Genomic DNA, 12,854 nt, shown 5'->3' on the forward strand with positions numbered 1-12,854 from the left:
TCCTAGGCAGCAATACCCAAGCTTTTATAAGTATCGTATTCAAAATGGTATAAACTATATCGGAAACAGTCTCCAGCGTGCCCATAGTTGTATTTTTCGCAATCTTTCTTGTCAAGTGACCCATTGCTCAGGGCGCGCATCCGTTCAACGTCATCAAGCAAAATTCCGCACAATTCCCGATCGATTATCAGACGCTTTCCGAAGTGGGCAAGCAGTGCGTTCGTGATTTGGCGGCCCGATGCCGTTGACGGGTTAGACCGTGGAACGCGGCTGTAATCGCAGTAGTCATGCCCGTACTTATCCATGTACATTTTTATCAACTCCCAACCGGACTGGTTGCCGGATGTGTAAGCTGAACCGTTGTTGCCCGAACCGTCACCAGTAAAGTAAATCTGATTGTGTCGGTAGTCGAATGCAATCTGTCGGCAAATGTCTTCCAAGTCACCGCCGCCCTGAATTAAGCGCTGGTACTCTACTCGCTCCCCGTCGAAGTGCTGACTGATTAACGCAGTATTCTTAACGTTAAAGTCAAAGGTTACGTGAACTGGGTAGTGAGGATTGTACTTCGTTACGCCCTTCATGAATGCCTTGAAGGTCGTAAAGTACGGGTTCTCTGGTCGAATCAGTCCCCATTCGCCAAGGGCATAGATGCGGTAATGCTCCTCATCGTGCTCCTTGTACCACTCCATGTCCTCAACGTACTTCTGACCGACGAACGGGTTATCCAGATACGTGCTGAATAGACACGTAATCCGCGGATCGTCCGAATCGTGGAACCGGGCTTTGAGCCAGTGACGCTCAGAGATTGGATTATATGTCAAATAGATTTGAGGCTCACCCCGAATCCGGTCCGACATGATTTTAAATTCATTCTGCGATAGTTCACTGGCTTCTTCGACCCAGACGAGTGTAATGCCCGTGATTGACTTCATTTTCTCCGGGTTATCCAAACCCCGGAAGATGATCACTGAACCGTTGCGGAACGTTATCTTACGTGAACTCTTATTGAAGGTATAATCTCGATCCTCGACTCGACCCCAGAATGGTAGTGCTTTACTAAGGAACAGGTCAACTACTGAATCGTTAAGCGTAGTAGCAAACTTACGAATGACAAGTAGCTTATGCTTTTTCTGCATCAAGCGTTTCACGAGGTATTGAGCCGTTGAATGAGACTTACCCGAACCGCCGCCGCCCATGTTAGCCACGTAAGGCGTATTGGCCCGCTTATCCAGATCGTGATAGTTACGGAGTAAGTTTGCCTTTCGCTTCGAAATGTCAATAATCGGGCGAACAGCCTCCCGATTCAACGGCACTACCTTTGCCATGTACAAAAAAGATGTAAGTTTGCATCACCTTTTTAGGTGAACTGCTTTTGTCAAAAACCGCGTTTAAAGCACAACAGAACCACTTTTTGAGAATCCCCAGAAACGGATGTACAAAAAAGATGCAAGTTTTACACCGGCTATTCTGTGAGTTCTTCTTCCTCATCACCGACAATATCCCAGCCTGGAATAGTATCTTTATCCTTATCCTCGGTTTGCCCCAGATAGTGTTTCCCCAGGTGAATTAGCATGGTGACAGAAGGCTCATGTTCGACGGTCTTGGTTCGCATCTCTGTAACCTTACGCTCTCTGGTCTTGGGGTCAATCAATGCCTTTTCGTCCGTCAATGTGGTGTTGTACCCGTACGCCACTTTGAATTGCATAGCCTTCAAGCTGAATAAAGTTTGGGCCTTCATGCTCTGGGCGTACTTCTGAAAGTCCATTTTCTTTTCCCGCTTGACAGCTCGGTATAGAGTTTCTTCGTGTATTCCCAAGGCGCAGGCAATAGCGGTACCGGTCTCCATGACACGAAGCATGGAATCCACTTTAGCCCAATCTATTTCCGCCTGTTTGCGTCCCATTTCTCAGCTATTATTTAGGTGGCACGTACTTCCAGCTAGTTGTTAATCGGTTGCAGGAAGAGACTTGTAACTTGGATTTCTTGCCCGGCTTTGAATGGCGCCCTTTGAAGGTGCATACCCAGCGCGGGTCATTGTGCATTTGCCGAATCAATGCCGGGTGCGTTGTAGTTGTGAGTAGCTGCTTGCCTTGACTCGTTACCCGAGCCGCAATCATATTCCGCAGCGTGATACCCAAGCCGATTCCTTGAAAGGCCGGCAGCACTACCGTTCGGTGAATCCTTAGCGCGTTCTTAACTATCGCATGGGGAAAGTTCAGCACGGCGGTAAACCCAGCCAGTTGCCCGTTCACGGTTACGACAAACACCTGGGCCGCCACGTTGAAAGAATCGCTTAGGTAGTGATACTTAGCAAATGCCTTCCATAGTTCGCGTTTTCGGTCGGGTCGCACGACTTCGTAGAAATCGACGACAAACCGGACTTTTTTCGGTCCGTCACCTCCGGGACTCTGAATGTCATTGTGTTGGTATCGAATACCCAATCCGGTTGCAGGTAGTCCTCAACATCGTAGTGGCAAGTGACAGCAATAAACTGCTTGTCGGTGCGCCGGATTGCTTTCTGTACAGCATGACTCCCAACCTGGGCAACTACCCGATCCACTACGCTGGTGAACTCATCGAATACAATCAGCTTATCAGAAAGCAGCAGTGACCGGGCAAGGTCTACCCGCATCTTTTCCCCGTTGCTGAGTACAGAATACGGCTTCAGCCACGACGGTGGCGACGAAAACCCCACGGCGGAAAACATCGTTGTAATATCCTGCACCGAACAATTGGCCGGCATGTCGTCCAGAATGCAACCCGCTTTGTATTCAAATGCAGTCACGTAAGAGTCCGGGAACAAGTGCTTTGCTATCGTAGTCTTGCCGGTACCAGACGCTCCAACGATCAAACCAACTTGCCAACCCGCAGGCGGCTCTATCTGCCCAGTGAAACGCTCTTCAATCTTGGAGGCTTGCAGATCAAACGTACCCATGACCGACGCAACGCGAAACGACTGGCCAGGGTCGGAGACTTTTACAATGTCAAAACTCGGCATGTGAATCCCCTTTCAATCATTTCGTTATACATTTCTTGCTGGGTTGCCTCGTCTTTGGCCGTGATTTCTAGGACAAACTTGGTTTCGTAGTCAGCAGCACCGCCGCCCGAGTCGTCACCACCGCCGCTCGGGGCATTCTTGATTTCTTTGTCCAGAAAATCAGTGAACGTGGTCAAATCCTTGATAAAGCTTGTATCTGGGATTTCAGCCACGAACTCATCAAAGCCCTCCTTTGTGGTTTCCCCATACTGCGATGAAATCAGCAGGATTTTCTTCTTAGCGTCGGCTTTGTCGGTCGCGTGAACTTCTATATAAGGCAGCTCCACGCCGTCGGGAAACTCAGTTCTGATTACCCGGCAGCGTTGATTTCCGTCCAACGTGTACGGCACTCCTGATTCCGGTTCGAACCATACAAACAGAGGAATAATAAAGCCCTCCTTTTCAATCGACTTTTTAAGGAGCTTATAATTCTTCTCCGTCAAGTCTTTTAGGTTGCCTTGTAGATCATACAAATCCGCCGTATTGATGAAAGGTAGATCATGTAATGCGGTTGATACTTCTAATTTCATACGCCTTGGGTTTGTCGAAAATTTCAGACAATAATAATATTAACAATCGAAAAAGCCCAAGAACCTAATTAAATAGCTTAAAACCCGCTATTCTGCGGATTTCTGGCAACTTTACCAGCAGAATTAAATCTTCATCGAAAAATAAATATTAACACTACCCTTGACATTATTAATATTGATATTAACTTTGTGATAACAAAACAGAACAATAACACAACTCAAAACAATCTAACTAACATGACAGCTCAAACTACCTCCGCAATCGCTAACGCTTCAAACGTTGTTATTCTGAATCCTAAAAACTACAGCACGAAAGAGGAGTACGCTGTAGCGATGGGCTACTCGAAAGAAACTGGTTGGGTAGAAATCTGTAACGCTTTGAATCTAACGTTAGACCCAAAAGGCGGACGTCGTACTTTGTACAATGCATTCAAAGCTCTGAATAAAGATGCAGCCCCAGCACCTAAGTCAGTAGCAGTAAAAGTTCCAGTTGTTGACGTTCCTCAGCCAAAACAGAAAGTAAAACCAGTTGAAGCTCCTGCACCGACGGTAACCGAAGAAGTAAAACCAGTTGAAGCCGCACCGGTTGCAACAGAGGAAGTAAAACCAGCCGAACAACCAGCTATTGAAGAGAAGCCAGCTGAAGCCGCGCCAGTTGTTGTTGAAGTTGAAACAGCAGTAGTAGAGCCTAAGAATGAAGTTGCCCCAAGCGTTCAGGAAGCGGCAATGATGTTGAGCAAAGCCCTTGCAGCAATGAATGCCAATGTTGATCCTGACCAAATTTCAAAACTGGTAAAGGAAGAGTTCGGCAAGTTGAATGATCAACTGATAAAAAAATCAGAAGATACAGAGAAAGCCCTTCTTGTAGCGGTTGAGAAATTGGTTAACGGGCGAATGGATCAATTAGGTGTAACCCGAATTGAGGTAACATTAAATAATGCAGAACCGAAAGCCGTAACCGGTCAGGTTCATAAAGAATTTGAGAACATCCTACGCCACGCGGCAATTCGTGACAACGTGCTACTGGTTGGCCCAGCTGGTTCAGGCAAAACAACTGTCTGCGAACAAGTTGCCGAAGCATTAAGCTTAGATTTCTATTGCAAATCCGTCTGCGCCCAGACTAGCAAAGCCGAACTATTAGGCTACTGCGATGCAAACGGAAATTATGTAACAACTGAGTTCCGCAAAGCTTACGAAAACGGAGGCGTGTTTGTCCTGGACGAAGTAGATGCCGGCAACCCAAATGTAATCGCGGTTTTGAACTCGGCCCTTTCTAATTCAGTATGTGCCTTTGCAGATCAAATGGTACGCAAGCATGCCGATTTTATTCTAATCGCTTGTGCCAATACATTTGGAACCGGCCCAGATCGTCAATACGTCGGACGGAATCAACTGGATGCCGCAACCCTCGACCGCTTTAGTGTGATTGAATTTGGCTATGATGAAACGTTGGAGCGCAATCTGGCACCTAACAAATGGTTCTGCAACTTTACCCAGAAATTGCGCAAAGACCTAGCCAACGAACGTGTAGTTATCAGTCCTCGCGCTACGATCTTAGGCGGCAAATTGATCGAAGCCGGATTTACTCCTGAATACGCACTAAAAACCCGAATCCTTAAAGGAATGCCTACACAAATGGCAGAACGAGTAGTAAAGGTTTTCGGACAATTCTATAACGAACGATCCGCTAAAGGATTAGAAATACCGAATCAGGCAGCAGCCTAATACAGACAGGCCGGTAGATAACTGCCGGCCTTTTTTATCGGGATTTTTGTTGTTATTTATTTTCATTGTTAATATTAATATTAACTTTGTGTATATACTCAAAACAACTTACTGCCATGAAGAAATCAAAAATCACCATTGAACTGCTAAGAGAGCTTACCAAATTAGAGGTTACCGAGATTGGTTCATTTAACAGTCCATTAGAATTTATTGAAGCAACAGAGAAGCTGGAGCAAAAGGATGGTGACCCTCTACACATCAAGCTTTATTGCGAAAAATTTAAGGAGCTGGTAACAGACGGCGACCACGATACGCTTGAAGCTTTCTTAAAATACCGCCAATCTCTCCCTGTTCAATCAAAGAATGTTGAATTAAACTATCAGTATGATTATGCTGGCGATCACGTTGATGTAGGCCGATTCCTTATGGGAGACCCAGAGAATATGATTGAATATTCACATAATAGCCAAGTACGTTTTTGTGATGTTCGCATACGCCTTAGCCGCCCTAAGGTTGTTAGCATGGTACATATTTTTGCTTATTACTCAATGATCCTAGATATTCTGGATCAGCTCGAAAGTCAAAATATTAGATGCCGTATTCTTGCACGGGTAGACTTAATTACTCCTCACAAAAAAGGCAAACGGTTTGGCGTTGACATTCTCTTTAAAGACTATCAGGAGCCACTTAACCTAGGAGTTTTTGCCGCTGTGTTCCTAAATCAATATTTCTACGTTATGATAGCCTTTCAGGGCTTCTTACCTTCTTATACGAAGCTTTCAGGTAGTAACTTCTTTGGTGTTGATGGCTATACAGAGATAGCGAACGAACAAAACACCTGGGATAATAAGCTTTTATTTCCTTCGGTACGCCACTATGAAAGTCGGAGGTTTGACATACGCCTCTTCAAAACCGAAACGTTCCTCCCCGAAATCGGCTTACCTGAGCTTCTCCAGAATTAATTCCAGTACTGCCCCGGTATCGGTGCCGGGGCTTCCTCAACTCAAAACAATTTAACTACCCATGGAACAATCTCAAACTCCAAAAGTGAACACATGCCCTGAATTTCCCTTTTTCAACGCAAGCTATCCCGATGCAACCTGCATAAACGGATTCCTCTGGGATTTGGATAGCTACGAAGACGGCGGCCTGACGCAAGGCGGCGAAGACCCCTGCCCCTTCTGTAATACAGAGGAACACATAAAACATATGCTGGACCCCAAAGAGGGCTATACTAGAAAATATATCCTTAGCTCGATTGAAAAGCTAAAAGAGATTTATGGAGGAAAGTGATTTGTAAAATTACAAATATAAAAACGCCCTTTCTGGCTCAGAATCGGCATTTTCTAAATCTCATTTGTAAATCTACAAATCGTTTCCGACATGCTTGAAATGGCTAAAATCATTCGCGGATTAGCACCCAAATACGGGGTATACAATATATTTTCTGACTTCTGCGAACTAGGTGCCTGCGCTTACTCCAACGCTGTTGACCGGCACAACTACCAGCAACGGGAGGAGCGCTACCTCAACACAATTAAGAAGTATGATAGCCTCGAAGAACGAAAGCAGTTTCCGACGCTTTTGGGTATGCTTACAGAGGAATTAGAACGGGCGCCGCGCGATGTAATGGGGGAACTCTTTCACGAACTGGAAATCCACAACGAACATGCTGGCCAGTTCTTTACTCCCTACGATTTATGCCGGATGATTTCGGAAATGGCTTTTAATCCGGACGAAGTTATCCGCAAAATTGACGGCCAAGGCTTTATCACTTTACAGGAGCCCGCCGTCGGAGCTGGAGCAATGGTGATAGCCTTTGCCAATGTAATGCTGAGAAAAGGTATCAATTATCAGCAATGCCTGCATGTGTCCGCTATCGACATAGACAGGCGCTGCGTACACATGGCTTACCTGCAATTTACCTTACTGAACATTCCAGCGGTTGTTTATCTGGGCAATACCCTCACGATGGAAATTCACGAAGCCTGGTACACACCAGCTCACATTTTAGGCGGCTGGCACTACCGACTACGAGAAAACAGAACTCCAGCAGTTGCAGATCCACAACCTTTGGAACAACTGTCAGAAGTGAGCCAACGAATTGCCCTCCACCTAAGTAAACAAATGGATTTTTATTAAATCAATTGTTAATAATAGTATTAATAATCATTAAATAATCGTCACAAGATGGAAGAGAATAACCCCTACACGCATACGATAACAATTCCGTCTGGTACCTATGCCTGCGAAATCAATACGGATTGCGACAAGATTTATACAGACGAAAAGATCATGGATTGCTCTGAGCCTGTTGATAGCGTTCCAGGGGAATACCCCACAATTCGAGTTCTTTTTTACTCTACAACGTTCACCAACCTATTTGCAAAAGGCGATAGTTTTTGCCTTAATAAATTGTAAGACTGATAAATCAAACCTCCAAATTTTGACAAAATGAATAATCCACCTCTTTTTCTGATTGGCGAGATACTTCGCGCAAACTTCAACGACGCTATAGGAAAGTACCTTCTAATGTTTCGGGACGATGAGTCATGTGCAGCCCTTGAAGAGCATTGGGGGCTTATATACTGGCATTCCGAACATGAACTATACATCTACGATCCAGATGGTCTTGAGGACTCTATTACTGTGGAGATGCTTAAGGATGCAGTTTTTTTCCTCGAAACGCTGAATAAGCAACTAAAGGAAGAGATGAATAACAACCCAGTAAATTAATCCTCCGTTTGATTGACAAATAATCACTCTGTTAATATTACTACTAACTATGTATTATCACGAAGTAACCTATATTATCGGTGAGCAATTCCCGATCGCCAATATAAATCCTGGCAAGGAACAACTAATGCTTATCACCAATACGGAATTCCTGACACTGGCTTTCTTTTCCGAATCGATTGAACAGGATATGGCTTACTGGCCTTCAAATTCAATGGCAGTAGGTTTATATAGCAATGTTGAGCAGGTTCCTTTTTTACTCCTAACCTTTCCCGATCAGGATGCAGCATTCAGCCATAGTCTGAACGTATACCGAATGAGCGGAGACGACCGCGGCCCCTGGCTCCGTGACCATGACAAAAAAACAATCACGGTTGCTTTAATCAATGCTGAAACCGGAACCCTCCAAGCTATGCGACAGATTGAAGTTCACTGGGCGGGCATTCTTCGGAAAATCGTTCGGCAGCAGTTAATGACCTATAGCGGCTATGAGCAAGTAGAAGTAACAGTAATGCATATGTCCAATACCATTTCGCTTCTTGCGATGTTCGAAACGGCAAAGCGTTTGAACTGGCTGGATGTTCAGGTCCCAATGTTAAAAGCAGCAGAAGAACCGGAGCAGGAAACGAGCACCGAATAAAAACCTTAGTTAGATTTTTGAGTATAACCTGGACAACCTCGGCTGCTTTGCGGTCGGGGTTTCTTCTTATATTTAGAAGTGATTTTACAGAATGTTTCAGCACTGTTTCAGCAGCAGTAGCAGTACACCATGTAACTAGCTAATTTATAGAGGAGTAGAGGGATTGTCTGAATTCTTCTTCTAATTTCGCACTTTCACCCTAAGCGAATAGCCCCGAAAAGGTTCGTTTTCAGCTTGGTAGCTCTTTTTTAAATGACTTGGAATTATAGCCTGACCAGCACAGATTTTTTTATCATTGCCATTTTTTTTGTGCTGTATGCCCTTTACTTCTTCCGAATTTTTTGGTTAGCCCGTCAGTTACGCACAACCGCATGGGCCGTAATTCCTAAATTTTTTCTGCGCACCGGTGCACTAGCACTCCTTCTGGCGGCACTTCTGGGTCCTTCGTTTGGGGAAGCCCAGCGCGAATTGGTGGCCGAAGGGAAAGATATTTACCTGGCCGTCGACGTCTCAAAATCGATGGATGCTAATGACGTGGCTCCCTCCCGTCTCGAAAAAGTCAAATTTGAATTGAATAAATTGGTAAAAACCTTGTCGGGAAGCCGCTTTGGGTTACTGGTTTTTTCAACGGAAGCGTATGTCCATGCCCCCCTGACGTCCGATCAAACAGCACTGACCACGTTTATCGCTTCGCTTTCTACCCGACTTGTTCCTAAATCAGGGACAAATCTTTGCTCGGCCATTGATCTAGCCGTTCAGAAACTCTTGAAAGGTCCCAACGCCGACACGCAAACCAAAGTAATCGTTGTTCTTACCGATGGCGAAGATTTCGGTACCTGTGAGAGTCCAGAGTTGCGTCGATTACGTTCTTACGGGATCCCGCTGTATATTGTGGGCGTGGGCAATGAAGGCGGCAGCACAATTCCAGCGGGGAACGGGGTCATCCGGGATAAAGAAGGGAAGGTGGTTCGCACGCGCCTGAACCGGGATTATCTCCGCCAACTGGCGCAGGAAGCCCGGGGCTCTTACCTGGAAATTAACTCTTCTTCCGGCGATCTTACCGCCCTCGCTTCGGCCATCGAGCGCCTCGAAAATCGCCTGATTGATCAGCGGAAAATAACGGTAACCTCTAATAAATACTATTATTTTCTGGCAATAGCCCTGCTGTTCATCAGCGTTGATCTGATGGTCAGCGTTCGAACGTTTAAACTATAAGCGCTGTTTATTTTAGTATGACCTACTTGATTTTATCCATTTTACTCTGGATTTGGGACAATCGGTCTTTCGAACAAATATCACAGAAAAACGTAGCGCGGCAAAAAGCCCAAAGTGCTTACGAAAAAGGCCGTTTTCGCGAAGCTGTTGAGCAGTACGAGTTGTTGATCCGTTCGTCCATGTTTGTCGAGCCTTCAGCGCGCCTGGATTTGGCCCACGCTTATTACCAGCTAGAGCGTTATGAAGAAGCCAAACGCTATTACCAGCAGGTTGCCAAGGTTAAAAAACCGGAGTTATCGGCGGCGGCTCTCGTCCAGTTAGGCATTATTGCTTGCCAGCAGACTGATTCGGCAACGGCTTTGTCTTTTTTTCGGCAGGCCCTTAATGTTGAACCCCGCAATACGAAAGCACAGTTTGATTATGAATTGATTCGAAAATCTTTTTCGGGTAAAAAACCACCTCAAAAAAACAGCCGACAAAAACAGCCCATGAAGGCCAACGCCAGCTCCTCGGAAAAAGAACTGGCGGCAGGGCAACCCAACGGAGGCAATGAAGTAGAGAAAAACGATAGCAAAGCCCAGCTTTTACGCCGGCTACGCTCTTTAAATTTATCGGAAGAACAGGTTATCCAATTGCTTAATTCGTTGCAGGAAAATGAAGTTCAATACATCCAGCAACGCAAATCATCCAATCCATCAGCTGACTCCCGACGGGACTTTAAAAGCTGGTAGCTCAACAAAACCACAGAAAAGCGAGCATGAACGAAGTTGTTATCATATCGGCCGTCCGGACCCCTATTGGTAGTTTCGGCGGCGTTTTTGCCAATTTATCCGCCACTGAACTAGGCGCAAAAGCCATTGAAGCAGCCTTACAGCGTGCTAATATTCTGCCTGAACAGGTAGAGGAAGTAATTATGGGCAATGTTGTGTCGGCTAATCTGGGGCAGGCACCGGCTCGGCAGGCGGCTCTCAAGGCCGGTTTGCCGGTAAATGTCCGTTGTACAACCGTCAACAAGGTTTGTGCTTCGGGCACCAAAGCCATCATGATGGCTGCCCAAACCATTCAGCTTGGACAGGCCGATATTATTGTGGCGGGTGGCATGGAAAGCATGTCGAATGCTCCTTACTACATCCCAAAGGCTCGTTTTGGCTATAAATATGGCAATGGAGAGCTGATAGATGGACTGGCCAAAGATGGGTTGGTTGATCCGTATGACCAATGCGCAATGGGTGTTTTTGCGGATCAAACGGCCAAACGATACGGTATTAGCCGCGCAGAACAGGATTCTTATGCAATCCAATCGTATAAGCGTTCGGCAGAATCGACACAAAACGGTAAGTTTGCAGCCGAAATCGTCTCAGTGGAAGTGCCGGGTCGCAAAGGCAGCGTGACTATCTCGGAAGATGAAGAATACAAAAACGTCTTTTTCGACAAAATTCCGACTTTGAAAGCGGCTTTTACCCAAGACGGAACCGTTACTGCGGCCAACGCTTCGACCATCAATGATGGAGCTTCGGCTCTGGTGATTATGAGTTTGAAAAAAGCCGAGGAGCTGGGTTTGAAACCACTGGCCCGTATTTTGGGCTATGCCGACGCGGAACAGGAACCAGCCTGGTTTACAACCACGCCGGCTCTGGCGGTTCCCGCGGCGTTGAAACGGGCAGGTATCAAGCCCGACGCGGTTGATTTTTACGAGGTAAACGAAGCGTTTTCGGTTGTTCCACTGGTGTTCAGCCAATTGCTGGATGTACCGCAAGAAAAACTGAATGTTTTTGGCGGAGCCGTTTCGATGGGGCATCCCCTGGGCGCTTCGGGCGCACGCATTGTAACTACGCTAACCAACGTGTTACACCAAAATAAGGGCCGTATTGGTGCCGTTGGCATCTGCAATGGCGGCGGCGGTGCTTCAGCACTGGTGATTGAGAAAATGTAACGCTACATAAATGACAGCAATTCAAGAAACTAATTTTAAGTTCGACGGCCAGACCAGCTTTTACCGGGGTAAAGTACGGGATGTGTATTCGTTTGAAGACCGTCTGGTGATGGTTGCCACCGACCGGATTTCGGCCTTCGATGTCGTTTTGCCACGTCCAATTCCGTTCAAAGGCCAGGTGCTGAACCAAACGGCAGCCCATTTCCTGAAAGCCACCGCCGACTTGGTTCCCAACTGGCTGCTTGCCGTTCCTGATCCAAACGTGAGCGTTGGTCTGAAATGCCAGCCCTACGCCGTTGAAATGGTCGTTCGGGGCTATCTGGCGGGTCATGCGTGGCGGCAGTACAAGGCGGGCCACCGCACACTCTGCGGCGTTACGCTACCCGAAGGCCTGAAGGAAGCCGACAAGCTACCCCAGCCGATCATTACACCGACCACCAAGGCGCACGAAGGCCACGACGAGGATATTTCCCGCGAGGAAATCCTAAAGCAAGGCATTGTTGCCGAAGCGGAATACGTTCAGTTGGAGCAGTTTGCGCTGGCGTTGTTTCAGCGGGGCACCGAAATGGCAGCCGAACAGGGCTTAATTCTGGTAGATACGAAATACGAGTTTGGCAATCTGGATGGCCAGATCTACCTGATCGATGAAGTTCATACGCCTGACTCTTCCCGGTATTTTTACGCCGATGGCTACGAAGCCTCCCAGCAAGCCGGAACTGCCCAGAAGCAACTCTCCAAAGAGTTTGTCCGCGAATGGCTCATCGCCAATAATTTTCAAGGGAAAGAAGGGCAGACCGTTCCCGCCATGAGCGACGAATGGATCAGCCAGATTTCGGCCCGATATATTGAGTTATACGAAAAGGTGACAGGACAGTCATTTGTGCGTAGTGAGACTGAAAACAGCCTTACGCGTGTTGAAGAAAACATTCGACGTTCTCTTGCCGTTAGCTATTCTTAACGTAAACACTTGCCTGTTTTGACAGGAAAGTTAGTTTTGTAGCGACGAGCCTTAATACTATTTCTGTCTGGTATCGAATT

At 46.5% G+C, this 12,854-nt stretch carries 15 protein-coding genes; 10 read left to right on the plus strand and 5 right to left on the minus strand.

All coding sequences use genetic code 11. From position 1 onward, the window contains the following. Nucleotides 1–2: 2 nt before the first annotated feature. The 5 genes from L0Y31_RS19760 to L0Y31_RS19780 all read right to left on the minus strand — a co-directional run bounded on the left by L0Y31_RS19760 (nt 3) and on the right by L0Y31_RS19780 (nt 3,567). Complete coding sequence (locus tag L0Y31_RS19760; protein ID WP_234734809.1) at nt 3–1,325, minus strand: PBSX family phage terminase large subunit; 1,323 nt, start codon at nt 1,323–1,325, stop codon at nt 3–5. 137 nt (nt 1,326–1,462) lie between these two features. Continuing rightward, complete coding sequence (locus L0Y31_RS19765) at nt 1,463–1,903, minus strand: hypothetical protein (RefSeq protein ID WP_234734810.1); 441 nt, start codon at nt 1,901–1,903, stop codon at nt 1,463–1,465. A gap of 10 nt (nt 1,904–1,913) precedes the next feature. Next, the gene (locus L0Y31_RS19770; protein WP_234734811.1) at nt 1,914–2,351 is read right to left on the minus strand and encodes a GNAT family N-acetyltransferase; all 438 of its coding nucleotides are present in this window, start codon (nt 2,349–2,351) and stop codon (nt 1,914–1,916) included. Continuing rightward, complete coding sequence (locus tag L0Y31_RS19775; protein ID WP_234734812.1) at nt 2,294–2,998, minus strand: ATP-binding cassette domain-containing protein; 705 nt, start codon at nt 2,996–2,998, stop codon at nt 2,294–2,296. Before L0Y31_RS19775 ends, L0Y31_RS19770 begins: the two co-directional genes overlap by 58 nt. After that, a complete protein-coding gene (locus L0Y31_RS19780) occupies nt 2,977–3,567 on the minus strand; it encodes a ParB N-terminal domain-containing protein (RefSeq protein WP_234734813.1) in 591 nt (196 codons plus the stop codon). The genes L0Y31_RS19775 and L0Y31_RS19780 overlap by 22 nt, the downstream gene beginning before the upstream one ends. A gap of 237 nt (nt 3,568–3,804) precedes the next feature. Between L0Y31_RS19780 and L0Y31_RS19785 the strand changes: the two genes are divergently transcribed. The 10 genes from L0Y31_RS19785 to L0Y31_RS19830 all read left to right on the plus strand — a co-directional run bounded on the left by L0Y31_RS19785 (nt 3,805) and on the right by L0Y31_RS19830 (nt 12,774). Further along, on the plus strand, nt 3,805–5,292 hold the full coding sequence (locus L0Y31_RS19785; RefSeq protein WP_234734814.1) for an AAA family ATPase: 1,488 nt from the start codon (nt 3,805–3,807) through the stop codon (nt 5,290–5,292). A gap of 116 nt (nt 5,293–5,408) precedes the next feature. After that, nucleotides 5,409–6,254 (plus strand): DUF7192 family protein, encoded by an 846-nt coding sequence (locus L0Y31_RS19790; RefSeq protein ID WP_234734815.1) that lies wholly within the window; start codon nt 5,409–5,411, stop codon nt 6,252–6,254. Between the two features lie 61 nt (nt 6,255–6,315). Beyond that, the gene (locus tag L0Y31_RS19795; RefSeq protein WP_234734816.1) at nt 6,316–6,585 is read left to right on the plus strand and encodes a hypothetical protein; all 270 of its coding nucleotides are present in this window, start codon (nt 6,316–6,318) and stop codon (nt 6,583–6,585) included. A gap of 99 nt (nt 6,586–6,684) precedes the next feature. Continuing rightward, nucleotides 6,685–7,434, plus strand: a complete 750-nt coding sequence (locus L0Y31_RS19800; RefSeq protein WP_234734817.1) for an N-6 DNA methylase — start codon at nt 6,685–6,687, stop codon at nt 7,432–7,434. 312 nt (nt 7,435–7,746) lie between these two features. Continuing rightward, entirely contained in the window at nt 7,747–8,028 is a 282-nt protein-coding gene (locus tag L0Y31_RS19805; protein WP_234734818.1) for a hypothetical protein, read from the plus strand. Between the two features lie 49 nt (nt 8,029–8,077). After that, nucleotides 8,078–8,668, plus strand: coding sequence for a hypothetical protein (locus tag L0Y31_RS19810; protein ID WP_234734819.1), 591 nt, complete (start codon nt 8,078–8,080; stop codon nt 8,666–8,668). Nucleotides 8,669–8,920: 252 nt separating this feature from the next. After that, the gene (locus tag L0Y31_RS19815) at nt 8,921–9,883 is read left to right on the plus strand and encodes a vWA domain-containing protein (RefSeq protein ID WP_234734820.1); all 963 of its coding nucleotides are present in this window, start codon (nt 8,921–8,923) and stop codon (nt 9,881–9,883) included. 17 nt (nt 9,884–9,900) lie between these two features. Beyond that, nucleotides 9,901–10,614, plus strand: coding sequence for a tetratricopeptide repeat protein (locus tag L0Y31_RS19820; protein ID WP_234734821.1), 714 nt, complete (start codon nt 9,901–9,903; stop codon nt 10,612–10,614). Between the two features lie 26 nt (nt 10,615–10,640). Next, entirely contained in the window at nt 10,641–11,816 is a 1,176-nt protein-coding gene (locus tag L0Y31_RS19825; protein ID WP_234734822.1) for an acetyl-CoA C-acyltransferase, read from the plus strand. A gap of 10 nt (nt 11,817–11,826) precedes the next feature. Further along, nucleotides 11,827–12,774 carry a phosphoribosylaminoimidazolesuccinocarboxamide synthase gene (locus L0Y31_RS19830; protein ID WP_234734823.1) on the plus strand — a complete coding sequence of 316 codons (948 nt, stop codon included), beginning with the start codon at nt 11,827–11,829 and terminating at the stop codon, nt 12,772–12,774. The last annotated feature ends 80 nt before the right edge of the window (nt 12,775–12,854 follow it).

The sequence above is a fragment of the Tellurirhabdus bombi genome (assembly GCF_021484805.1).
Lineage (GTDB): Bacteria > Bacteroidota > Bacteroidia > Cytophagales > Spirosomataceae > Tellurirhabdus > Tellurirhabdus bombi.

Bases quoted from the DNA above. Each gene is read 5' to 3' on its own strand.
- L0Y31_RS19760 (WP_234734809.1), bottom strand. From the start codon at position 1,325: ATGGCAAAGGTAGTGCCGTTGAATCGGGAGGCTGTTCGCCCGATTATT.
- L0Y31_RS19765 (WP_234734810.1), bottom strand. From the start codon at position 1,903: ATGGGACGCAAACAGGCGGAAATAGATTGGGCTAAAGTGGATTCCATG.
- L0Y31_RS19775 (WP_234734812.1), bottom strand. From the start codon at position 2,998: ATGCCGAGTTTTGACATTGTAAAAGTCTCCGACCCTGGCCAGTCGTTT.
- L0Y31_RS19780 (WP_234734813.1), bottom strand. From the start codon at position 3,567: ATGAAATTAGAAGTATCAACCGCATTACATGATCTACCTTTCATCAAT.
- L0Y31_RS19785 (WP_234734814.1), top strand. From the start codon at position 3,805: ATGACAGCTCAAACTACCTCCGCAATCGCTAACGCTTCAAACGTTGTT.
- L0Y31_RS19790 (WP_234734815.1), top strand. From the start codon at position 5,409: ATGAAGAAATCAAAAATCACCATTGAACTGCTAAGAGAGCTTACCAAA.
- L0Y31_RS19795 (WP_234734816.1), top strand. From the start codon at position 6,316: ATGGAACAATCTCAAACTCCAAAAGTGAACACATGCCCTGAATTTCCC.
- L0Y31_RS19800 (WP_234734817.1), top strand. From the start codon at position 6,685: ATGGCTAAAATCATTCGCGGATTAGCACCCAAATACGGGGTATACAAT.
- L0Y31_RS19805 (WP_234734818.1), top strand. From the start codon at position 7,747: ATGAATAATCCACCTCTTTTTCTGATTGGCGAGATACTTCGCGCAAAC.
- L0Y31_RS19810 (WP_234734819.1), top strand. From the start codon at position 8,078: ATGTATTATCACGAAGTAACCTATATTATCGGTGAGCAATTCCCGATC.
- L0Y31_RS19815 (WP_234734820.1), top strand. From the start codon at position 8,921: ATGACTTGGAATTATAGCCTGACCAGCACAGATTTTTTTATCATTGCC.
- L0Y31_RS19820 (WP_234734821.1), top strand. From the start codon at position 9,901: ATGACCTACTTGATTTTATCCATTTTACTCTGGATTTGGGACAATCGG.
- L0Y31_RS19825 (WP_234734822.1), top strand. From the start codon at position 10,641: ATGAACGAAGTTGTTATCATATCGGCCGTCCGGACCCCTATTGGTAGT.
- L0Y31_RS19830 (WP_234734823.1), top strand. From the start codon at position 11,827: ATGACAGCAATTCAAGAAACTAATTTTAAGTTCGACGGCCAGACCAGC.